This window comes from Mesorhizobium huakuii (assembly GCF_014189455.1).
Lineage (GTDB): Bacteria > Pseudomonadota > Alphaproteobacteria > Rhizobiales > Rhizobiaceae > Mesorhizobium > Mesorhizobium huakuii_A.
On sequence record NZ_CP050296.1, the window covers coordinates 2,533,975 to 2,555,621 of the forward strand.

Annotated in this window: 22 protein-coding genes and 1 pseudogene; 11 read left to right on the forward strand and 12 right to left on the reverse strand. The window is 63.6% G+C overall.

The genetic code is table 11. The features are described 5' to 3' along the window. Window positions 1-4 precede the first annotated feature (4 nt). Window positions 5-817, forward strand: coding sequence for an alkaline phosphatase family protein (locus HB778_RS12455; protein WP_244661896.1), 813 nt, complete (start codon window positions 5-7; stop codon window positions 815-817). Here HB778_RS12455 and HB778_RS42775 read toward each other — a convergent pair. Next, window positions 802-1,383, reverse strand: coding sequence for an ISAs1 family transposase (locus tag HB778_RS42775; RefSeq protein WP_183455035.1), 582 nt, complete (start codon window positions 1,381-1,383; stop codon window positions 802-804). The two genes, HB778_RS12455 and HB778_RS42775, sit on opposite strands and share 16 nt — an antisense overlap. After that, window positions 1,343-1,957 carry an ISAs1 family transposase gene (locus tag HB778_RS42780; RefSeq protein WP_183456831.1) on the reverse strand — a complete coding sequence of 205 codons (615 nt, stop codon included), beginning with the start codon at window positions 1,955-1,957 and terminating at the stop codon, window positions 1,343-1,345. Before HB778_RS42780 ends, HB778_RS42775 begins: the two co-directional genes overlap by 41 nt. Before the next feature lie 609 nt (window positions 1,958-2,566). On the opposite strand from HB778_RS42780, the gene HB778_RS12470 reads away from it, so the two are divergent. Next, window positions 2,567-3,190: a DUF1062 domain-containing protein gene (locus HB778_RS12470; RefSeq protein ID WP_183464175.1), complete on the forward strand. Its 624-nt coding sequence runs from the start codon at window positions 2,567-2,569 to the stop codon at window positions 3,188-3,190. 58 nt (window positions 3,191-3,248) lie between these two features. Here the strand turns inward: HB778_RS12470 and typA are convergent. Next, window positions 3,249-5,079, reverse strand: a pseudogene (typA, locus tag HB778_RS12475) (translational GTPase TypA). A gap of 197 nt (window positions 5,080-5,276) precedes the next feature. On the opposite strand from typA, the gene HB778_RS12480 reads away from it, so the two are divergent. Then, window positions 5,277-5,561, forward strand: a complete 285-nt coding sequence (locus HB778_RS12480; RefSeq protein ID WP_244571407.1) for a hypothetical protein — start codon at window positions 5,277-5,279, stop codon at window positions 5,559-5,561. A 13-nt stretch (window positions 5,562-5,574) separates the two neighbouring features. Here the strand turns inward: HB778_RS12480 and HB778_RS12485 are convergent, their stop codons facing one another. Continuing rightward, on the reverse strand, window positions 5,575-7,149 hold the full coding sequence (locus tag HB778_RS12485) for an alkaline phosphatase D family protein (protein ID WP_183464176.1): 1,575 nt from the start codon (window positions 7,147-7,149) through the stop codon (window positions 5,575-5,577). Window positions 7,150-7,419: 270 nt separating this feature from the next. After that, entirely contained in the window at window positions 7,420-8,703 is a 1,284-nt protein-coding gene (locus HB778_RS12490; protein ID WP_183464177.1) for an MFS transporter, read from the reverse strand. A gap of 73 nt (window positions 8,704-8,776) precedes the next feature. On the opposite strand from HB778_RS12490, the gene HB778_RS12495 reads away from it, so the two are divergent. Both HB778_RS12495 and HB778_RS12500 read left to right on the forward strand, forming a co-directional pair. Then, window positions 8,777-9,394 carry a TetR/AcrR family transcriptional regulator gene (locus HB778_RS12495; RefSeq protein WP_183464178.1) on the forward strand — a complete coding sequence of 206 codons (618 nt, stop codon included), beginning with the start codon at window positions 8,777-8,779 and terminating at the stop codon, window positions 9,392-9,394. A gap of 43 nt (window positions 9,395-9,437) precedes the next feature. After that, the gene (locus tag HB778_RS12500) at window positions 9,438-10,031 is read left to right on the forward strand and encodes a hypothetical protein (RefSeq protein ID WP_183464179.1); all 594 of its coding nucleotides are present in this window, start codon (window positions 9,438-9,440) and stop codon (window positions 10,029-10,031) included. A gap of 3 nt (window positions 10,032-10,034) precedes the next feature. On the opposite strand, the gene ppa is transcribed toward HB778_RS12500, so the two are convergent. The 6 genes from ppa to HB778_RS12530 all read right to left on the reverse strand — a co-directional run bounded on the left by ppa (window position 10,035) and on the right by HB778_RS12530 (window position 14,538). Further along, a complete protein-coding gene (gene ppa / locus HB778_RS12505) occupies window positions 10,035-10,568 on the reverse strand; it encodes an inorganic diphosphatase (protein WP_095204318.1) in 534 nt (177 codons plus the stop codon). Between the two features lie 200 nt (window positions 10,569-10,768). After that, window positions 10,769-11,275: a GNAT family N-acetyltransferase gene (locus HB778_RS12510; RefSeq protein ID WP_010912199.1), complete on the reverse strand. Its 507-nt coding sequence runs from the start codon at window positions 11,273-11,275 to the stop codon at window positions 10,769-10,771. 243 nt (window positions 11,276-11,518) lie between these two features. Next, window positions 11,519-12,157 (reverse strand): TPM domain-containing protein, encoded by a 639-nt coding sequence (locus HB778_RS12515; RefSeq protein ID WP_183464180.1) that lies wholly within the window; start codon window positions 12,155-12,157, stop codon window positions 11,519-11,521. 4 nt (window positions 12,158-12,161) lie between these two features. Next, entirely contained in the window at window positions 12,162-13,046 is an 885-nt protein-coding gene (locus tag HB778_RS12520) for a TPM domain-containing protein (RefSeq protein WP_183464181.1), read from the reverse strand. A 4-nt stretch (window positions 13,047-13,050) separates the two neighbouring features. Further along, window positions 13,051-13,851 (reverse strand): TPM domain-containing protein, encoded by an 801-nt coding sequence (locus HB778_RS12525; RefSeq protein WP_244661979.1) that lies wholly within the window; start codon window positions 13,849-13,851, stop codon window positions 13,051-13,053. 48 nt (window positions 13,852-13,899) lie between these two features. Continuing rightward, window positions 13,900-14,538, reverse strand: coding sequence for a LemA family protein (locus HB778_RS12530; protein ID WP_183464183.1), 639 nt, complete (start codon window positions 14,536-14,538; stop codon window positions 13,900-13,902). A 163-nt stretch (window positions 14,539-14,701) separates the two neighbouring features. Between HB778_RS12530 and HB778_RS12535 the strand changes: the two genes are divergently transcribed. The 6 genes from HB778_RS12535 to HB778_RS12560 all read left to right on the forward strand — a co-directional run bounded on the left by HB778_RS12535 (window position 14,702) and on the right by HB778_RS12560 (window position 19,983). Next, on the forward strand, window positions 14,702-14,953 hold the full coding sequence (locus HB778_RS12535) for a hypothetical protein (protein WP_183464184.1): 252 nt from the start codon (window positions 14,702-14,704) through the stop codon (window positions 14,951-14,953). A 13-nt stretch (window positions 14,954-14,966) separates the two neighbouring features. Then, on the forward strand, window positions 14,967-15,851 hold the full coding sequence (pdxY, locus tag HB778_RS12540) for a pyridoxal kinase PdxY (protein WP_183464185.1): 885 nt from the start codon (window positions 14,967-14,969) through the stop codon (window positions 15,849-15,851). Continuing rightward, the gene (locus tag HB778_RS12545; RefSeq protein WP_095204324.1) at window positions 15,848-16,615 is read left to right on the forward strand and encodes a DUF429 domain-containing protein; all 768 of its coding nucleotides are present in this window, start codon (window positions 15,848-15,850) and stop codon (window positions 16,613-16,615) included. Before pdxY ends, HB778_RS12545 begins: the two co-directional genes overlap by 4 nt. A gap of 146 nt (window positions 16,616-16,761) precedes the next feature. Then, complete coding sequence (locus HB778_RS12550) at window positions 16,762-17,406, forward strand: carbonic anhydrase (protein ID WP_095204325.1); 645 nt, start codon at window positions 16,762-16,764, stop codon at window positions 17,404-17,406. Further along, window positions 17,403-17,837 carry a nuclear transport factor 2 family protein gene (locus tag HB778_RS12555; protein WP_183464186.1) on the forward strand — a complete coding sequence of 145 codons (435 nt, stop codon included), beginning with the start codon at window positions 17,403-17,405 and terminating at the stop codon, window positions 17,835-17,837. Before HB778_RS12550 ends, HB778_RS12555 begins: the two co-directional genes overlap by 4 nt. 91 nt (window positions 17,838-17,928) lie before the next feature. Next, entirely contained in the window at window positions 17,929-19,983 is a 2,055-nt protein-coding gene (locus HB778_RS12560; RefSeq protein ID WP_183464187.1) for a M3 family metallopeptidase, read from the forward strand. Between the two features lie 80 nt (window positions 19,984-20,063). Here HB778_RS12560 and HB778_RS12565 read toward each other — a convergent pair whose 3' ends face one another. After that, window positions 20,064-21,641, reverse strand: a complete 1,578-nt coding sequence (locus HB778_RS12565; protein ID WP_183464188.1) for a M81 family metallopeptidase — start codon at window positions 21,639-21,641, stop codon at window positions 20,064-20,066. Window positions 21,642-21,647: the final 6 nt, after the last annotated feature.

Genomic DNA, 21,647 nt, shown 5'->3' on the forward strand with positions numbered 1-21,647 from the left:
TTTCGTGGTTGTGCAAAGTTGGCGCACGGTCGTTCGACGGTTCTCCATGCCGGCTGTCCTGGTAGCTGGCATGGCGCTGAGTGGGGCGCCCCAGGCCGTAGCATCGTCAAGGAAGCCGCCGAAATATGATCACGTCGTTGTCGTGATCATGGAGAACCACACCTTTGAGCAGATTTCCCTGGCGGGACGAGCTGCTCCCTATTTGCATAAGTTGGCGAGAGGTGGCGCGCTGTTCGATCGATCCTACGGAGTTGCTCACCCCAGCCAACCCAATTACTTCGCGCTGTTCAGCGGCTTGACACAAGGCGTCCATGACGACGGCATGCACGGCTTTGCCGCGCCGAACCTGGCCGCTCGTCTTCGGGCTCACGGCAAGACATTTACGGGCTACGTCGAAGCCGGATCGCCGCGAAAACATAATCCCTGGGAATCGTTTGCCGACGCGAAGGGATTTGAGAAGTCTCTTGCCCACCTCCCTCGCGACTACGCGAAGCTGCCATCCGTCAGTTTCGTGATCCCCAATCTCGAAAATGACATGCATGACGGCACAATAGAGACGGCTGACACCTGGTTGAAAACTCAACTTGGTGGTTATGCCGCATGGTCGAAGAAAAACAACAGCCTGTTGATAGTGACTTTCGATGAAGACGACTACCGTACAGAGAATCATATATTCACGGTATTCTACGGATCTGGAATAAAATCAGGACGTTACTCCGAAAGGATCGATCACTATTCGGTCTTGCGGACCATTGAAGACATAGAGAGCATACCCCCCTTGGCAGGGCTGTTCAACGCTGATTACAGAGCCTTGTAAGCGAGGATGAGATCGAGGGAGAGAGCGCCGTTCCAGAGGGCTTGAGCGACGTTTTTCGTGCCGTTGTGACGCAGGATGTTGAGGGCGAAGCTGCGGGCTCTGGCCATGATGCCGGGGTTGTCGCGGATACGGCTGCGGTCCTCGTCGCAGGACACGTCGCGGACATAGTGGTTGCGGTTCTCGATGCCCCAGTGGCCTCGGATGATGGCGGCCCAAGTCTTGGCGGGGAGACCCTGTTCGGAGGAGATATAGTATGAGACCTCGCCGCGCGGCTGCCACATGCCCGTGGCGGCACTGCGGAGCCAAGTTTGGCGGGTGACGCGGATGATGGTCTTGACGAAGGGCTGCCATTCGCTGTCGACGAGGGCCTTGCCGACGGGAAAGACGTCCACGGTTCGATCCTCCTGCCGGGATCGCACTGTGTCGCGTGAGGAGGCCGTGTCGCTGGGAGTGCGGCTGTCGACGATGGCGCGAATCTCGTCATCCAGATTGGGCTGGTTCTCCTTGAGTTGAACCAGCAGATGGTTACCCGTGGCCAGGGCTACGGCGAAGGTTTTTTTGGGCATGCATGGCGTCGAGAGTGAACATGCGCCCGGTCAGGCCCAGCGTGGCGATCAAGTCCTGGGCGGCGGGGATTTCGTTGCTCTTCTCATCGATCGCCAGATGGCCGAGGATGATCTGACCATCGCTGGCGAAAGCACTCAGCAGATGCGCCGCTTTGCGATCGTTGAAGGCGTCGAAGCTGCCGCGCAGCGTCTTGCCGTCAATGGCCACGCACGCCGGCATGACGTCGTCCGGCATGGCGTCGTCCGGCTCTTGGGCCGGGGGCGTCGGCAGGCCGGCCGCATGCTGGCGGAACACCCTTTCGACCTCCGCCCCGTCGAGACCGCGAAGGATGAACCGCACCGTCGAGTAGGCTGGGGCCTTTCGCACCGAGACCCCGAACACGCCGTTCAGGCGGACAAGATGGATGCGGATGAAGGCGTGGACCTGACGATACGAAACCGCCCCGGCCAGCATCGCCAGCACCGTGAACAGCAGGATCGGCGCCTGGGGATACATCTGCCCCTGGCCACGGCGTGGATCGGGGATCTGCGAAAACAATGACAGCAATGTGCCGGGCAACGGTGCAACCCTCATGATTGGTTGCCCTGCATAGATTCAGACAAATCTCCCGGAGGGAATCGCCCTTTTTGCCCGCGACGCATCAAAGCCGATCACAAAGATGTTAGCGTTGAACAGCCCTGCCCCCCTTGGGCACCAGCGTCATCAGAAGGGTGATCGCAAGTGGCTGGAGCCGGCGGTAATTTCGCGCTGGACATGTCACCAGCACCGATCGCCGGCGTCGCCGCCAGTCACGCCTCCCCGTCGCCTCGACAATTGGTCGTCTCCAGAGACGTTGGAAGCCGTCATTCGTTTGAAGCCACTGGCACCCTTGCAGTCCTCATTGGCTGCGGCTAGAAGACCCGCCGCGAAACAATTTTGAGCTTCACTTTGCCTCAGTAACCGCCGGTCTCGTCAACTCCCCCGACACACCTGATGGCGCCGCATTCGCGGTGCTGTCTCATGTTCATGTGTTCCTCTGGGCGGCGGTTCGAGACCGGTTTGGCACTGCTGAACCGCTGTCGCGCGCTTTCCGCAGGCGACACCTGACCTCACCATCTCCGCAGCCTACCGCCACGCCGCGCCCGCATGGGCATCTCGATCGTGCCGACCTGATGAACTTCCCGACGGGAAGGGCTTACCGGCATGTCTACTCTGTGCATCCACTGGGCGATCGCGCCCCAAATCGCACCTCAACCGCTCATCAACTGCAATCGCTGCGGCGGCGTGAAGGCCTATCGCTGCAGCGGCAAATTCCGTGTCAACGCCAACGGCAAGCGCATCGACGTCTGGCTGATCTACCGCTGCGTCGATTGCGACAATTCCTGGAATTTCGGCATTTTCGAACGCTGCAACCGCCGTGACATCGAGCCGGCGCTGCTGCAGGCGCTCGAAAGCAACGATCCGGGGCTGGCGCGGCGCCATGCCTTCGACATCGTCGCCCTGCGCAGCCATGTCGGACGCGTCGAGGAGTTTCCCGATGTCGCCGTGCATAAGCGGTTGCTTGGCGGCGCCAGGGAAAGCGCGGCGGCCCTGGAACTCCAGCTTGGGCTGGAAATGCCGACATCGCTCCGGCTCGACCGCTTGCTTGCCAATGAACTCGGCATCTCGCGCTCGCGGCTTCAGGCGCTGGAGGAGCGGCGTCTGCTGGTGGTCGATCCGGACGGAGCCAAAGCCTTGCGCAAACCGGCCCGTCAGGGAATGACGGTCCGCATCGATCTGGCCGGCGAACCGGATCACCAAGCCATCATCCGCGCGGCCGGCGGATGAATGAAAGAGGGCGGAGCACTTGATGCTCCGCCCTCTCAGAAATCATCAGAAGAAAAAATTACGCCGCGCCGACCGCCTTGGCCGACTTCTCGAAACGCTTGCGCTCGTTCGGATCGAGATAGAGCTTGCGCAGCCGGATGGTCTTCGGCGTCACCTCGACCAGCTCGTCGTCCTGGATCCAGGCCAGGGCGCGTTCCAGCGTCATGCGGATCGGCGGGGTGAGCTTGACCGCCTCGTCCTTGCCGGCGGCGCGGATGTTGGTCAGCTTCTTGCCCTTCAGCACGTTCACTTCGAGGTCGTTGTCCCTGGAGTGGATGCCGATGATCATGCCCTGATAGACCTTGACGCCCGGATCGATGACCATCGGGCCGCGATCTTCGAGGTTCCACATGGCGTAGGCGACCGATTCGCCCTGCTCGTTGGAAATCAGCACGCCGTTGGTGCGGCCGGGCAGTTCGCCCTTGTAGGGCTCATAGGCATGGAACAACCGGTTCATCACGGCGGTGCCGCGCGTGTCGGTCAGAAGTTCCGACTGGTAGCCGATCAGGCCGCGCGTCGGCGCGTGGAAGACGATGCGCTGGCGGTTGCCGCCGGAGGGGCGCAGTTCGACCATCTCGGCCTTGCGCTCCGACATCTTCTGCACGACGACGCCGGCATGCTCCTCGTCGACGTCGATGACGACTTCCTCGACCGGCTCCAGCAATTCGCCGTTCTCGCCCTTCTGCATGACGACGCGTGGACGCGACACGGCGATTTCAAAACCTTCGCGGCGCATCGTCTCGATCAGCACGGCGAGCTGCAATTCGCCACGGCCGGAGACGAAGAACGAATCCTTGTCCGGCGATCTCCTCGATCTTCAGCGCGACATTGCCTTCGGCCTCGCGCAGCAGGCGGTCGCGTATGACGCGGCTGGTCACCTTGTCGCCTTCGGTGCCGGCGAGCGGTGAGTCGTTGACGAGGAAGGACATGGTCACGGTCGGCGGATCGATCGGCTGCGCATGCAGCGCCTCGGTCACCGCCAGATCGCAGAACGTGTCGGCGACGGTACCCTTCGACAGGCCGGCGATGGCGACGATGTCGCCCGCCTGGGCTTCCTCGATCGGCTGGCGCTCGAGGCCACGGAAAGCCAGGATCTTCGAGATGCGGCCGGTTTCGATCTGGGTGCCGTCATGGTGCAGCACCTTGACCGCCTGGTTGGCCTTCAGCGTGCCGCTCTCGATACGGCCGGTGATGATGCGGCCGAGGAAGGGGTTGGCTTCCAGGATGGTGCCGATCATGCGGAACGGGCCGGGATGGACGGTCGGCGCCGGCACATGCTTGATGACGAGATCGAACAGCGGCGCCAGCTGCTGGTCCTTCGGGCCTTCCGGATTTTCCGAAACCCAGCCGTCACGGCCCGAACCGTAGAGGATCGGGAAGTCGAGCTGCTCGTCGGTGGCGTCGAGCGCGGCGAACAGGTCGAACACCTCGTTGACCACTTCGACATGACGGGCGTCCGGGCGGTCGATCTTGTTGATGACGACGATCGGCTTCAGGCCGACCTTGAGCGCCTTGCCGACGACGAATTTGGTCTGCGGCATCGGGCCCTCGGCGGCATCCACCAGCACGATGGCCGAATCCACCATCGACAGGATGCGCTCGACCTCGCCGCCGAAATCGGCGTGGCCGGGCGTGTCGACGATGTTGATGCGGGTATCCTTCCAGTCGACCGAGGTCGCCTTGGCCAGGATGGTGATGCCGCGTTCCTTTTCGAGGTCGTTGGAATCCATGGCGCGCTCGGCGACGCGCTGATTGTCGCGGAAGGAGCCGGACTGCTTCAAAAGCTGGTCGACAAGGGTGGTCTTTCCATGGTCGACGTGCGCGATGATCGCGATATTACGGAGTTTCATGTTCTGGGTCTCGGAAGCGTTGCAGGCAGCAGGCCAAAGGCGCTGCCTCTTTCGGTTGCGCGGCTCATACAGGGTTTTTCGCAGTTGCGAAAGGGGACGCGCGACACCAAATACTCATCAAATCTTAAGCATCTGCGTGTGAGATGATTTTGTTAACCAAGGCGGGAACCATTCAGGGCCCGGGCAGTTCGACCATCATGACCGATAAACTCAACCGATTTTGGCCACTCATCGCTTCGGTGGCCTTTGCCTTGCTGCTGGCGGCCAACGCCGCGCAGTCGGCTGCCGCGACGCAGAAGGGCGCGCGCGCCGTTGCGCAGTCCGACACCCAGACCGCGGAGCAGGCCTTTGCCGATGCGCCTGATGGCGTTGACCCGATGGTGACGGGACCGGTCAGCACCGCCTTCAAGCAGAGACAAGCCAGCGCCAACTGCGACAGTGCCGTGTGGCCAAACATTCCGATGGTCTGCTACCCGGACTGATGATTGCGGGCGCTTACGCCGATCGTACCGGATCGAGTGTGACCTTGTAGAGTTCGTTGTCGTCGCGATCCATCAGCCGCACTGTGAGTTGCTCGGTCGCGCCTGAGATATCGACAAGGCCGAAGAACTGCAGGCCGGCCGACGGCGGCAGGTTCTGGCCCTGCTCGGCGGTCGGCGCCTTGATGAATTTCAGCTCCGGACCGAAGGTCATGTCGAGATCGTTGGGGCCGAAGGTGCCGGCGTGGATCGGGCCGGAGACGAATTCCCAGAAGGGATTGAAATCCTGGAACTGCGCCTTGTCTGGGTTGTAGTAGTGCGCGGCCGTATAGTGCACGTCGGCGGTGAGCCACACCGTGTTGGTGACGCCGACAGTCTTGATGAAGCGCAGCACGTCGGCGAATTCCATCTCGCGGCCCTTCGGCTTGCCGTTGTCGTTGTTGCTGACGGCTTCGAAGCCGACCTTCTTCGCCGCGTCGTCCCAGACCACGAGGCTGAGTGGCATGTCGGCGGCGATGATCTTCCAGGTCGCCTTGGAGTTGGCCAGTTCCCGCTTCAGCCACTTCGACTGCTCCTCGCCGATCATGCGCGACTGCGGTGTGAGGGTTTCCTGCAGGTTCGCGCCGTTCGGGCCGCGATAGGAGCGCATGTCGAGGAAAAAGACGTCGAGCAGCGGCCCGTGCGAGATCTTGCGGTAGACCCGGCCCGGTTCCGCCGGCTCGTAGCGGATGGTGGTCATCTCGTGGAAGGCGCGCGCCGCCCGCGCCGCCAGCACGTGGATGGATTTTTCCTTGTAGCGGTCGTCCTTGCTAAGGTCCTTCGAGTCCGACCAGTTGTTGAGCACTTCGTGGTCGTCCCACTGGTAGAAGGTCGGGCAGATGGCGCTGAGTTCCAGCACGTTCTTGTCCATCATGTTGTACTTCCACTGGTCGCGGTATTCGTCCAGCGTCTCGGCAACCTTGCGTTTGCCGTCGATGAGCACGACGTTCTTCCACTTGCCGCCGCCGGGCAGGTCGACCTCGTCCTTCATGGCGCCGTCGGCATAGATGGTGTCACCCGAATGCAGGAAGAAGTCCGGCGTGTGCCTGGCGATGGTGGCGTAGGTTTTCATGCCGGTCTCGTCGATACCCCAGCCCTGGCCGGCAGTATCGCCCGACCAGGCGAACTTGACATCGCGCTTCGACGACGGCGCGGTGCGGAAACGGCCGACGATCGGCTCTGAGACGGCATTGATATCGGAGAGATCGGCGGCGACCATGCGGTAGAAGATGTCCTGGTCGGAGGCGAGATCGGTAAGCAGCCGCTTCACCGTGTAGTCGCTGGCAGGCGAGGTATCGAGCGGCGCCAGACGCGTCGCATTGGCAAAGCTTTCCGTCGACGAGACCTCGAACATGACGCGCGCCGGACGATCCGTGCGCGTCCACACCATGCCGCTGGTGGCATCGACATCGCCGGACTGGACGCCATGGGTGAAGGCCGGACGCTGGCTGGCGCGGGAATAGTAGGGCAGCGCGAGACCCGAGGCGCCAAGCAGACCGGCGGCACTTGCGGAGGTGACGAAGGCGCGGCGGGTCATGGAAAGCTTGTTCATGGCTGTCTCCTGGATGGCTTCGAACGTCGCCACCAAGGTCCGGCCTCAATGTTTCAGCCGCATCTCGGAACTATGAAGTTTTTATAACAGTGGACAGGTGGCTAGCCTCCTCCCTTCTCCCCTTGTGGGAGAAGGTGGATCGGCGCGTTAGCGCCGAGACGGATGAGGGGTGTTTCCAGCGGAGCGAGGCGTTGGTGTTCCCTGGAGCACCCCTCATCCGTCGCCTTCGGCGACACCTTCTCCCACAAGGGGAGAAGGGAAAGAGCAGCCTCAAGCGGCTTGCGGCTCCGGGTCGAAGGCCGGCCGGCTGGTGTTGATCAGCAGCGAGATACAGGCAGCCGCGATCGCCGTCATGCCGGCGATCAGGAAGGCCAACTCGTAATTGCCCTGCAGTTCGCGCATCGTGCCGCCGAAGGCTGCCGCGGTGGCAGCCCCCACCTGATGGCCGGCGACGATCCAGCCGAACACGATCGGTCCGCTGCGGTCGCCGAAGGCTTCGTTGGCGAGCCGCAGCGTCGGCGGCACGGTGGCGATCCAGTCGAGGCCGTAGAGCACGGCGAAGATGATCAGGCTGGTCGCCGAGAAGCCGGAATAGGGCAGGTAGATCAGCGACAGGCCGCGAATGGCATAGTAGACGCCGAGCAGCTTGCGCGGGTCGAAACGGTCGGTGAGCCAGCCCGACAGCGTCGTGCCGATCAGGTCGAAAATGCCCATCATCGACAGCAGGCCGGCGGCCTGCACCTCGCCGATGCCCATGTCGCCGCAGAAGGCGATGAGATGGGTGCCGACCAGACCGTTGGTGGTGAAGCCACAGACGAAGAAGGTGGCGAACAGGTACCAGAACACCCGCGTGCCGGCGGCGCGGCGCAGCGTGTTGAGCGTATGCGCCAGGAAATTGCCTTGCGAGGCCGGTGATGTTGGCGGCACGTCATCGACCTCGGCGCCATAGCGGACCATGCCGATCGAGGCCGGCCGCTCCGGCACCAGCAGCCAGACCAGCGGTATCATAGCTGCGGTGGCGACCGCGACCGCAACGGCAACCGGCTGCCAGCCACCCGATTGCGCCAACGCGGCGATAAGCGGCAGGAACACCAGCATGCCCGACGCGCTGGAGGCCGACATCAGACCCATGACGAGACCGCGATTGGTCTTGAACCAGCGGTTGACGATGGTGGCGCCAAGCACGCTGGCGACCGCGCCGGAACCGATGCCGGAGAAGACGCCCCAGGTGATGAAGAGATGCCAGGGCTTGGTCATCAGCAGGCTGAGAGCGGTCGAGCCCGACATCACGACCAGCGATGCGATCAGCGTGCGGCGCAGCCCGATCCGCTCCATCAACGCGGCGGCAAACGGACCGGTCAGACCATAAAGCAGGATGCCGATGCCGGCAGCCAGCGAGATGACGTCGCGCCGCCAGCCAAAACTATTTTCCAGCGGCAGCATCATGACCGAGGGTGCGGAGCGAAGCCCGGCCGCGACCAGCAGGCAGAGAAAGATGACGCCGACCACGACGAAAGCGTAGCGCTGGCCAAAGGGACGGGATTGAGCTATCATGTTACTGACCGGTACGTTGCAGGGTGGGAGCATGTATACGTACCGATCGGTAACACGTCAATCGAGTCATGCCATGCCAACGGACAAAAATATTGAACTGACCATCAGCGACGATCATGCATCGACGCCGCCGAAGGCGGCCAAGAAGATCCTCGACGTGGCGTACGACCTGTTCTACCGGCGGGGTATCAGGGCGATCGGCGTCGACGAGATCGTCAAACGCGCCGGCGTCACCAAGCCCAGTCTCTATCGCAGCTTCCCTTCCAAGGACGAGTTGGCCGCTTCCTATCTTCGGCAATACGATCTTGAATATTGGGAACGTTTCGACGAAGCGGTCAACGCCCATCCGGGCGACCCGCGCGCGCAGATCAAGGCTTTCCTGACCCGCATTGGCAAGCGCACGCAAGTGGCGGACTATCGCGGCTGCGGCATGACCAACGCGGCGGTCGAGTATCCCGACCACAGCCATCCGGCCCGCGTGGTGAGCGAGGCCAACAAGCAGGAATTGCGCCGCCGCCTGCGCGCCATGGCCGCCGCAATGGGCGCTGAGGACGCCGACACGCTCGGCGACGGGCTGCTGCTTCTGATCGAGGGCGCCTATATCAGTGGCCAGTTGTTCGGGCTCGGCGGTCCGGCGCAGTCGGTCGCGCGCAACGCCGATCTGCTGATCGAAGCGAGCTTGAAGAAATAGCGATTGGCGGTACGTTTCTCCGGCCGAACCGGAGGTGTCCGCCATGCGTGCCATTCTGATCCCGCTTGCCCTTGCCGGTCTCTGCCAGGCAACTCACGCCGGCGACATTTCCAGCGCCTACACCGACCTCGACTCGAAGAAGGATTGCGTAACCTACGCACAGGCCGGAGAAGGCGATGGCGACTGGGCCGATCTCGCCTGCTCGGGCTATCGCGGCTATCCCGTGCTGATCGCCTATGACAACGCCCGTGAATCGCTGTTCTACGGTTTTCCGCCCGGCGGCGACATGACGTCCGTCTGGGAGAGTTTTTCAGGCTTCAATTCGTCCGGAGCCAAGGTCGAATGGCGCATTGAAACCAATGGCGACAAGGCCGTGCCCTTCGCGGTCATCCACCGCCGCACGATCAGCAATGGCGACGACGAGAACAAATCGACCGACGTGCTGCTCGTTGCCAAGGTCGGCCAGATGGACGCGCGAGAAAGCTGCACGGTCGGCCTCGTGCTGGCTACCGGCAACCCGCAAGCCAACGATCAGGCGCGAAAACTCGCCGACGAGAAGGCGCGAACCTTCGCCTGCGGTAAGGACAGGCACACCGTCATCGGCAACGTGCCGCCCTTTGGCCGCGTCGATAACTGACCGCTACTTGCTCTTCTTCGCCCGTTCGATCGCGTCAACGATCATCTTCTTGGCATATTTGGAATCGTGCCAGCCTTCGATCTTGACCCATTTGCCGGGTTCGAGATCCTTGTAGTGCTCGAAGAAGTGCTGCACCTGCTGGCGCGTGATTTCGGGCAGATGCGTGTATTCGGTGACGTTCTCGTAGCGCAGCGTCAGCTTCGGCGACGGCACGGCGATGACCTTCTCGTCCTGGCCGGCATTGTCTTCCATCACCAGCACGCCGATTGGCCTGACATTGATGACGCAGCCCGGCACCAGGGCACGCGTGTTGCAGACCAGCACGTCGATCGGATCGCCGTCGCCCGACAGCGTGTGCGGCACGAAGCCGTAATTGCCGGGGTAGCGCATCGAGGTGTGCAGGAAGCGGTCGACGAACAGTGTGCCGGCCTCCTTGTCCATCTCGTATTTGATCGGCTCGCCGCCGATCGGCACCTCGATGATGACGTTGATGTCCTCAGGCGGATTCTTTCCGATGGCTATGGCTTCAATGCGCATGGCTTTGTCCCTCTCTCGATGGGGAGGAGATAGCGGGCGGCGCAGAATGGCGCAATGCGGCGAATCGTATTCCCGGACGTCAGGCGAGACGCGATACGATCCGATGCGTTCAATCATCGGCACAAGATGTTTCAGCGTCGTGATTTCACTGGGACACGCACCGCGTACCGACCTTGCGGTTCGCGATCATCCCCGGGCTGTCATTCCCAGACGAAGGCGACCTTCTTCAGCGCTTTTTGTTCGAAGATCTCGACACCTTCGGCGACATCGCGGCCGCCGGCGCCGGCATAGAAGGCCAGTGCGTTCTGGTTGTCTTCCAGCGCCCAGACCACCATGCCTTTCAGGCCATGGTCGGCCAGACGCGCCCTGGCTGCCGAAAACAGCCGCCGGCCGAGACCGATGCCCTGATATTCCGGGCGCAGGTACAATTCGTAGATCTCGCCTTGCTGCTTGAGCTCCCGGGCCCGGTTCTTGCCGATCGTCGCATAGCCGGCAATCGTGCCGCCGATTTCGACCACCAGCACGGTGGCGGCGCGGCGAATCGCATTCGCCCACCAGTCGGCGCCGCGACGATTGATCATCGACGTTAGCGTGCGGTGGGGAATGATGCCGGAATAGGCGCCGCGCCAAGCTTCCAGATGCACTTCGGCAATGGCGCCTGCATCGCGCGGGTCGGCTTTCCGGATGTCGATCGTCAGCGTATTCATGATTTGTTAACCATAAACCCGCATCGCCCGATTGCAAGAGTCCGCGTGGCCCGCCAAACGCTTTCTCACAGCCGATCCTGACATTGCTAACATGACGCAAAGCCCGTCTGAAAACGCGCTCAGCCGAGACGGATGGCGTGGCTTTCGAGAACCGAAGCGCAGCGGACTTTTGGGTCCGTGAGCATCGGAAGCGCAGAAAGCCGCGTCAGGCGTCCGGCTGAGTAGCGTTTGCAGGCGGGCTTTTCAGATTTCGACCAGATGGTCGTCTAGCTCATTGGTATCGCCCGAGGTGACCGGGAAATGCTCGGCCAGCACCGCGCCCACCTGCTCGATCGCCTTGACGAAACCGTCGGCAAGCCGGTCGTCGCCGGCATGCGCCGTCAGGTCACGCACCACGCCGTCCCAGACATGCTGGCCGACCTTGGCGTCGATACCCGAATCAGCGACCACCTCGGCATAGCGCTCGGCGATCGAGACGAAGACCAGCACGCCGGTGCGCGCCGTGGTGCGGTGGACGTTGCGGGCGAGGAACTGCTTGATCGCATTGGCGTGCGCCGCCTGATAGCGCAGCCGCCGTGGCACCATATGGATGCGCAGGCCGGGGATCGCCCACAACAGGGCCATCACGCAGGCCAGCGCCAACAATTGCGCGATGACGAAATGCGGCAGGCGGATGGTGAGCCACCACGCCTCCAGCCCATAGGCGACGGCGAGGCTGACGATCAGCATGCCTAGCGTCGCCATCAAGGCGGCGGGCGCGAAATAGCCGTCGCTGGCATGCGCGACGACGCAGTAGATCTCGCCATCGGTTTTGGTTTCTGCGGCGCGGATCGCGTCGGCGATGCGTTCGTGATCTTCGGGACTGATCGGTCGTGTTGCCATTGTCTCACCAGCTTCCTGAAGAACCGCCACCGCCGGACGAGCCGCCGCCGCCCGAAAACCCGCCGCCGCTGCTGCTCGACCCGGACGACCAGCTGCTGCCGGAGCTTCCCGACGACCAGCCGCTGCTTGACGAACCCGATGTCCAGCTGCTGGAGCCCGACGACGATCCGCTCGGCCCCCGGCCGTAACGAAACGTCATGCCCAGCCATTTGTATACGCCCGGCGACAATTTTGTGCCGAACATCGGCGGCAGGAACGCCATCGCCAGACCACCGAAGAACATCGTCGCCCACAGGATCAGGAAAATCGTAACGATCGGGTCCATGGGGGTGCTGCTGTCGGCGGGATTGCGCTTGCCGCGCGCTTCCAGCTCCTCGGGATTGCCTTCGAGCACCATGACCATGTCGTCGACAGCCTTCGAGATGCCGCCGGAGAAATTGCCGGCGCGGAAGGCCGGCACCATGTCGTTCTCGATGATCAACTTGGTGTGCAGGTCGGTCAGCGTGCCTTCCAGCCCATAGCCGACCTCGATGCGCATCTTGTGGTCATTCTTCGCCACCAGCAGCAGCACGCCGTTGTTCTCACCCGCCTGGCCGAGTTTCCAGAAGCGGAACAACCGGTTGGCGTAGGGTTCGATCTCCTCGCCGTCGAGGCTGAGAATGGTCGCCACGACGATCTGGTCGGAGCCTTTTGTCTCGAAATCGGCAAGTTTCTGCGTCAGCGCCGCCTTGGTGCCGGCATCGATGATGCCGGCATTGTCGACGACTCGGCCGGTCAGTGCCGGCAACTCGGCGGCGAAAACAGCGAAGCAGGACAAAAGCAGCGCCAGCGCGGCCAGGAGAGCATGGATCGCCGGGTTGAAAAACAGGCTGATGGTGCGTGTCGTCATGCCGTCACCAGCTTCCCGAGGAGCCGCCACCGCCGGACGAACCGCCGCCGCCGGAAAAGCCACCGCCGCCGCCACCTGACGACCAGCCACCGCCGGAACTGCCCGAGGACCAGCCACCGGATGAGGAGCGCCGGCCGGGCTCGAACGTCATGCCGAGCCAGCGATAGCGCCCTGGCCCGAGCTTCTGGCCGAAGATCGGCGGCAGGATGGAGGCGGCGATGCTGCCGAAGAAGATGATCGCCCAGATGCCGATGAACACCGCGAAGAACAAATTGTCGGTGTTGATGGGCGGCTGCTGGTTGCGTTCGCCGCGCGCCACCAGCTCTTCCGGATTGCCTTCCAGCACCATGATCATGTCGTCGACGGCCTTGGAGATGCCGCCGGAGAAATCGCCGGCGCGGAACGCCGGCACCATGTCGTTTTCGATGATCAGCTTGGTGTGCAAATCGGTCAGCGTGCCTTCCAGCCCATAGCCGACCTCGATGCGCATCTTGCGGTCGTTCGGCGCGACCAGCAGCAGCACGCCGTTGTTCTCCTTGGCCTGGCCGAGTTTCCAGAAGCGGAACAGCCGGTTGGCGTAGGGCTCGATCTCCTCGCCGCCGAGGCTGGGGATGGTGGCGACGACAATCTGGTCGGAGCCCTTGGTCTCGAAGGCGGCAAGTTTTTGCGTCAGCGCCGCCTTGGTGCCAGCATCAATGATGCCGGCATTGTCGACGACGCGGCCGGTGAGCGCCGGCAGGTCCGCGGCGAAGGCTGCGGACGGAAGCGCCAGGACGAACAGCACAACGGCGACAAGGCGACCCAGACGCCGTCCCTCATCGGCCCACGAGATCACGACGGTTGGCTCCGGCTATCACCCGCCCTGCTTCGTGCCGAAATCGACCTTCGGCGGCTGCATCTTGTCTTCGTCGACGGTGAAATTGGCGAAGGGCTCGTTGCTGCGGAACCAGAAGGTCGCCCACAGCACTGACGGGAACGTCTTCAGAGTGAGGTTGTAGTCCCTGACCGCCTGGATGTAGTCGCGCCGTGCCACCGCGATGCGGTTCTCGGTGCCCTCGAGCTGGGCTTGCAGCGCGAGAAAGTTCTGGTTGGCCTTGAGGTCGGGATAGGCCTCCGACACCGCGATCAGCCGCGACAGCGCGCTGGTCAGCCCGGCCTGGGCATCCTGGAACTTCTTGAGGGCTTCGGGATCCTTCAGCGTTTCCGGCGTCACCGTAATCTGCGTCGCCTTGGCGCGCGCCTCGACGACCGCGTCGAGCGTGTCCTTTTCATGCGAGGCGTAGCCTTTGACCGTCTCGACCAGATTGGGGATGAGGTCGGCGCGGCGCTGGTACTGGTTCAACACCTCGCTCCATGCCGCCTTGGCGTTTTCCTCCGCGGTCGGGATCGTGTTGAAGCCGCAGCCGGCGAGCAGCGGCAGCACGATTGCCATCATCAGGAAGGCGGGCAGCGAGCGGAATGTCGATGGTCGAGCAAGGCGCTGGGCAAGCATGATGGGGTCCCTCGGTAGAAGTTGCATGCGAAGCATTACCACAATCAGCGCGCAAGAAAACGGCCTCGGGCGGCAACTGCCGACCCGGATCGCCCCGCGCTTCGCAAGGCCCTGTGATTGGCCGCGCGAACGCGATAAGGTCCGGTCAAAACGGGACATCATCATGGCGCAACGCCAGGACAGCGACAGGGAATCGCGCCGTATCCTCGAGCGCGTCGCGCAGGAGACCGATCCGGCCGGCACCTCCTTCGTGGCGCGGACGACGAAAGGCGTGCGCGACCATGTCGCCGCGGCCGACGCCGACCGTACCGACCCGATCGAAGTCTGGGGCACGCGCATTGGCAGGATACTCGGCCTGCTTCTGGCGCTGGGCCTGATGGTCTGGCTCGTGCTTTTCCTCACCCGGGGCAGCTAGGAATCAAAAAACAATGAGCGCCGAAAAACCCGACGCGCCGCGTGCGGTCATCGTCATTTCCAGCCATGTCGCCCGTGGCTCGGTCGGCAATCGTGCCGCCGTCTTCGCGCTGGAGACGCTGGGCTTTCCGGTCTGGGCCGTACCCACGGTCATCCTGCCCTGGCATCCCGGCCATGGCCGGGCGACGCGCATCGTGCCGCCGCTCGACCAGTTCAAGGCGCTGATGGCCGATTTGGAGCGGGCGCCATGGCTGGGCGAGGTCGGCGCCGTGCTGTCGGGCTATCTCGGCGAGGCCGGCCAGGCCGAGGCCGTCGCCTCGCTGGTCGCGGCGGTCAAGGCCAGGACGCCTGATGCCGTCTATATCTGCGATCCGGTGATGGGTGATTCCGGCGGTCTCTACGTGCCCGAGCCCACCGCCGCGGCCATGCGTGACCGGCTGATGCCGATCGCCGACATCGCCACGCCCAACCGCTATGAGCTGGAATGGATGGCCGGCGCGCCGCTGCCCGATTTGAAATCGGTGATTTCGGCCGCACTTCATTCCGGGCCGTCGACCATGCTGGTCACCTCGGCGCAGTCGATGATGATTGGCGGCACCGGCAATCTGCTGCTCGACGGCACCCAGGCGCTGCTCGCCGAGCACCGGCTGATCGACAAGCCGCCGAACGGCTTGGGCGACCTGACGGCTGCCGTCTACCTCGCCCGCATCCTCTCCGGCCAGCCGCCAATCAAGGCGCTGCAGTCGACCACGGCGGCGGTCTACGAGATCCTGGCGCGCACCGCAAAACGCGGCGGCGACGAGCTGCAGCTCGAAACCGACGCACAGAGCCTGTCGCACCCGATGGCCATGGTGCAGTTGCGCCACCTCACACATCCGGGGCGGGACCGCCGGGCGTGATCTCTGAGGTCGCGCTGGTCGGCGCCGATGGCTGCAAGGCCGGCTGGATCGCTGTCCGGCGCAATCCCGGCATGGCGCCTTCCGTCGAGGTCTTTGCCAGCTTCGCCGCTCTGCTTTCGGCAATTCCCCAAGAGGCTATCGTCGCCGTCGACATGCCGATCGGCCTGCCGGATTTTTCCAGCAAAGGCGGACGCGGACCGGAGGCTCTGGTCAGGCCGCTGCTCGGGGCACGCCAATCCAGCGTTTTCTCGATCCCGTCCCGCGCCGCGCTCTATGCCGACACCAGCGACTTCACCACGGTCGAAGCCTGGTATGCCGCGCATCGCAGGGCAAGCGAGGTGGCCAGAGCCACATCCGATCCGCCGCGCGGCGTTTCGATCCAGGCCTTCGGCATCTTTTCAAAAATCCGCGAGATCGACACATTGTTGATCGCACGCCCCGATTTGCGCGGACGCGTCTTCGAATCGCATCCGGAAGTCGCCTTCTGCCGTCTGAATGGCGACCGGGCGATGCAGTTGCCGAAGAAGATCAAGGGCGCCGTCAATCCGGCCGGGATGGCGGAGCGCAAGGCGCTGCTGTGCCGGCACGGCTATGCCATGGACTTCCTCGACCAGGCGCCGCCGCGTGGTGCGGCGGCCGACGATTTCCTCGACGCGGCCGTCATGATGCTGATCGCCGGCCGCATCGCCGGCGGCAAGGCCAGGCCGTTTCCGGACCCGCCACTCGCTGACGGTTTTGGCATACCGGTCGCCATCTGGGCATGACAATGTCGGCGGACGTCCCGCTTTGGCGCATGGCATTTATGGCCAGCCCCCACAATTCTGCATTGCTCGCGACAGGCTTTTACCGTTAGAGCCTTCTCGACCGCAAAGAGCTGCCGCCTCCAACCCCGGAAAGGCCTTAGCCGCCCATGCCTCATCTTCCCGATCACCTCCTCGCCGGCTACCGCAATTTCATGAATGGCCGCTACCTCACCGAAAGCGGCCGCTATCGCGAGCTCGCCCGCGAGGGGCAGGCCCCGGAGACGATGATCGTCGCCTGTTGCGACTCCCGCTCGGCCCCCGAAGCGATCTTCGACGCCGGGCCAGGTGAACTCTTCGTGCTGCGCAATGTCGGCAATCTGGTGCCGCCCTACGAGCCGGATGGCGAGTTCCATTCGACCTCGGCGGCGCTCGAATTCGCGGTGCAGAGCCTGAAGGTCAAGAACATCGTCGTCATGGGCCACGGCCGCTGCGGTGGCATCCGCGCCGCGCTCGACCCCAATGCCGCGCCGCTGTCTCCCGGCGATTTCATCGGCAAATGGATGAGCCTGATCGCGCCGGCTGCCGAAACCGTCTCTTCCAGCACCTTCATGACGGCAACGGAGCGCCAGACAGCACTGGAGCGCATCTCGATCCGCTATTCCATCGCTAATCTCAGGACCTTTCCTTGCGTCTCGATTCTCGAGGGCAAGGGGAGGCTGTCGCTGCACGGCGCCTGGTTCGACATTTCGACCGGCGAGCTCTGGGTGATGAACAAGGAGACCGGCGATTTCGAGCGGCCGGTGCTGGAATGAACGGTAAGGCGCGCCAGGTGAGGAACGTCCGTTCGGTCGTCTTCACCGCCATCGCGCTGCTGATAGCAATCATTGCCGCCCGCGCCGATGACGGTGCCATCATCAGCCGCTGGTACTCGGCGCTGCTGGTCGCCGACCGCACCGAACTCGCCGACCTGCTTGCCGACGACGTCCGCATCAAGCTCGACGACCTCGGCATCGTCCAGAGCAAGCAGGAATTCATCGCCTCGCTCGATGAATGGAAAGGCGCGGTTGCCGGCGCCGCGATCCGCCACCGGATCGAGAAGAGCGAGGGCGGCGTCACCACGGTGATCGCCTGTTACGACTTCCCCGACAATGACATGCTGATGCAGGAAACCTTCGCGGTGGCCGACAATCGCATCACCGCCAGCTCGCAGGCGGCCATCGCCGAAAACTGCGAAGCCTATTGAGGCGGATCGGCCAACTGCCATATTGCGGGCCTGCGGCCTGCGCACTACATCGGTGAGACCCTCCCTCCTTGATGCCAGCGAAAGACCCTCCATGCCCTCCACGAAAGCCGTCGATCTCGCCGCCCATCCGTTGACCACGTGGCAAGGGCCGCTCGGCCTGCCCGACTTCGCCCATATCGGCGACGACGATTTCTCCCCGGTCTTCGACGCGGCGCTGAAAGCGCATGAGTCCGAGATCGAGGCGATCGCCGGCAACACGGATGCAGCGACTATAGAGAACACGCTTGAAGCGCTGGAACTCGGCGGCGACGCGCTCGACCATGTCTCGTCGATCTTCTGGTGCCGCGCCGGCGCCTACACCAACGAGGCCATCCAGGCGCTGGAGCGCGACATCTCGCCAAAAATGTCGAGGCACTTCTCGGCGATCTCGATGAACGAGAGACTGTTTGCCCGCATCGACGACCTTTACCAGCGCCGCGAGAGCCTTGGCCTCGACGCCGAGACCCTGCGGGTGCTGGAGAGGACCTGGAAGGGTTTCGTCCGTTCCGGCGCCAAGCTCGATGCCGAAGGCAAGAAGCGGCTGGCCAAGATCAGCGAAGACCTGTCCTCTCTCGGCACCAGCTTCGGCCAGAACGTGCTGGCCGACGAACGCGACTGGGCGCTGTTCCTCGACGTATCAGACCTTGCCGGCCTGCCCGACTTCGTGAAAAGTTCGATGGCCGAGGCGGCCGAGATGCGCGGCCAGAAAGGCCGCTACGCCGTCACCTTGTCGCGCTCGATCTATGAGCCGTTCACGACCTTCTCGGAACGCCGCGACCTGCGCGAGATCGCCTTCCGCGCCTTCACCATGCGCGGCCAGAATGGCGGCGCCAGCGACAACACGTCCGTGGTGCGCGACATGCTAAAACTGCGCGCCGAAAAGGCGAAACTGCTTGGCTACGCCTCCTTCGCCGCGCTGAAGCTCGACGACACCATGGCCAAGACGCCGAAAGCCGTGCACGACCTGCTCGATCCGGTCTGGGAAAAGGCGCTGGAAAAGGCGGCCGCCGACCAGAAGGAGTTGGAACGGCTGGCCGCGGAAGCCGGCAGCAACGAAAAATTCGCCGCCTGGGACTGGCGCTTCTACCAGGAGAAGCTGCGCGCGGAAAAATTCGCGTTCGACGAGGCGGAACTGAAGCCGTATCTGCAGCTCGAGCGCGTCATCGACGCCTGCTTCGACGTGGCCACAAGGCTCTTCGGCATCACCTTCGAGGAGAAAAAGGGCATCGCCGCCTGGCACCCCGACGCGCGCGTCTTCGTGGTGAAAAACGCCGATAGCAGCGAGCGCGGCCTGTTCCTCGCCGATTATTTCGCACGGCCCTCGAAGCGTTCCGGTGCCTGGATGAGCGCGCTGAAGTCCGGTTACAAGCTTGGCCACGGCTCGAAGCCGGTGATCTACAACATCATGAACTTCGCCAAGCCGCCGGCCGGTGAGCCGGCACTGCTCTCGGTCGACGAGGCGAAGACGCTGTTCCACGAATTCGGCCACGCGCTGCACGGCATGCTGACCGACGTCACCTGGCCATCGGTGTCGGGCACTTCGGTCAGCCGCGATTTCGTCGAACTGCCCTCGCAGCTCTACGAACACTGGCTGACGGTACCGGCGGTGCTGGAAAAGCACGCGCTGCACGTCAAGACCGGCAAGCCGATGCCCAAGGCGCTGCTCGACAAGATGCTGGCCACGCGCACCTTCGGCGCCGGCTTCGCCACCGTCGAATTCACGTCTTCCGCCTTGATGGATATGGCCTATCACGCCCGCCCGGACGCCCCGCAGGAACCGCTTCGTTTCGAAGCTGAAACGCTCGACAAGCTCGACATGCCCGACACCATCGCGATGCGCCACCGCACCCCGCATTTCGGCCATGTCTTCTCGGGCGACGGCTATTCGGCCGGCTACTATTCCTACATGTGGTCGGAAGTGCTCGACGCCGACGCCTTCGCCGCCTTCGAGGAGACCGGCGACCCCTTCAACCCGGCGCTGGCCGAACGGCTGCGCAAGAACATCTACGCCGCCGGCGGCTCGAAGGACCCGGAAGAACTCTATACGGCTTTCCGGGGCAAGATGCCGTCGCCGGAAGCGATGATGGTGAAGCGCGGGCTGGTGTGATTAGCCGATCTCCCCCTCGTGGGGGAGATGGCCGGCAGGCCAGAGGGGGGCGCTGTCCCGCCGACGTCTCCGCCAGAAGATCAGCGATCTTCGTTCGATTTCTTGCCCGCAGGACTGGCGAGGCCGCGATCCTTCGCGCCCCCCTCTGCCCTGCCGGGCATCTCCCCCACGAGGGGGGAGATCGGCAGCTTCCACGGATCCTTCACCCTCGGCCACACCGGCCGCGTCAGCTTCCTGTAATCCGTCACCGCCGGATTGCTCGGATACGAACTCGGCGCGGAGACATAGATGATTTCCGCCGCGATCGGCTCGAAGCCGGCGTAGAAATGGTTGGTCGATTTGATCAGCAAGATATCCTTGCTCAGCGGATCGACGCCGATGTTGGAAAAAATGTCTGGCTCGAAGGTCTGCGTACGGTTGGTGTTGAGGATGATGTCGACTTCCGTGCCTTCGATGCGGACCAGCGCGGTCGGCCCAAGCGTCACCCGGCTCGGCCCGAAACTCTGCCAGCCCTCGGCGACGGCCTTCAGCACCTTGACGCGCGCGTCGATCGGCTCGCCGGCCAATGGCCCGGCCTTCCCGCCGAAGCGCAGGTCGATGACGGCACCCTCGCCCGCCGCCTGGCAGAAGGTCACGGCGATCGGATCCCAGATCGTCGCCACGCCGACATTGCTCAGGCCACGTTCCAGCATGGCGCGCAGCACGACAGTACCGTCGCCGGCAACGCCGCCGCCGGGATTGTCCCAGATGTCGGCAATGACCACCGGCTTGCCCGGATTCTCGGCGCGCACGGCCAGGGCCCGGTCGATGCCGTCGGCGGTATCAAGCATCGTCATCGCCGTCTTTTCGCGCAGTTCGTAGAGCTCGCGCCCCAGCCGCTCCGCCAGCGCATCGCCCTTGGCCTTGTCATTGTCGGTGACAACAAGGATGCGTGCGCCCATTTCCGGCACGTCGGCGGCCATGAAGCCGTGGACGACGGAAACCGACAGCACGCCGTCCTTGCCGTGCAGCGCCTTGATGCGGTCGACGAAGGAGCGCATCGGCTCACGGCTGGTCGGCAGCACCTGGATCATGCGGCAGTCGAAGGTCGAGATGACGGGCTTGATCTCGCCGCGCGCGGCGGCCAGCCCAAGCTCCACGACATGTTCGCCGCGCTCGTAGAAGTCGGTGTGCGGGAATTCGAGGAAATAGGCCATGACATCGGAGGCCGCCACGCGCTTGGGCGTCAGATGGCTGTGCGGATCGAACTCGGAGGCGATCACCACGTCGGGCCCGACGATCGCCCGCACGCGCTCGAGCAGGTCGCCTTCGCAATCGTCATAGCCTTGCGCCACCATGGCGCCGTGCAGGCCGAGGATGACCGCATCGACCGGCAGTGCCGCCTTCAGCTGGTCGAGAATTTCGTCGCGCAGCGCCTCAAAGGTCTGGCGCTGTACCAAGCCGCCGGGCTCGGCCCAGGTCGCGGTGCCTTCGATCACAGTCAGCCCTTCTTTTGCCGCGCGCCGGCGCAAAGCGACGATCGGCGAGGAGCACAGCGTCGGCGTCTCCGGATGCTTGCCCGGCCCGGCATAGAAGGCCATGTCGAACGAGGCCCGATCTGTCGGCACCGGCGAAAAGGTGTTGGTTTCCGTCGCCAGCGAGGCGGTGAAGATGCGCATGCAAGC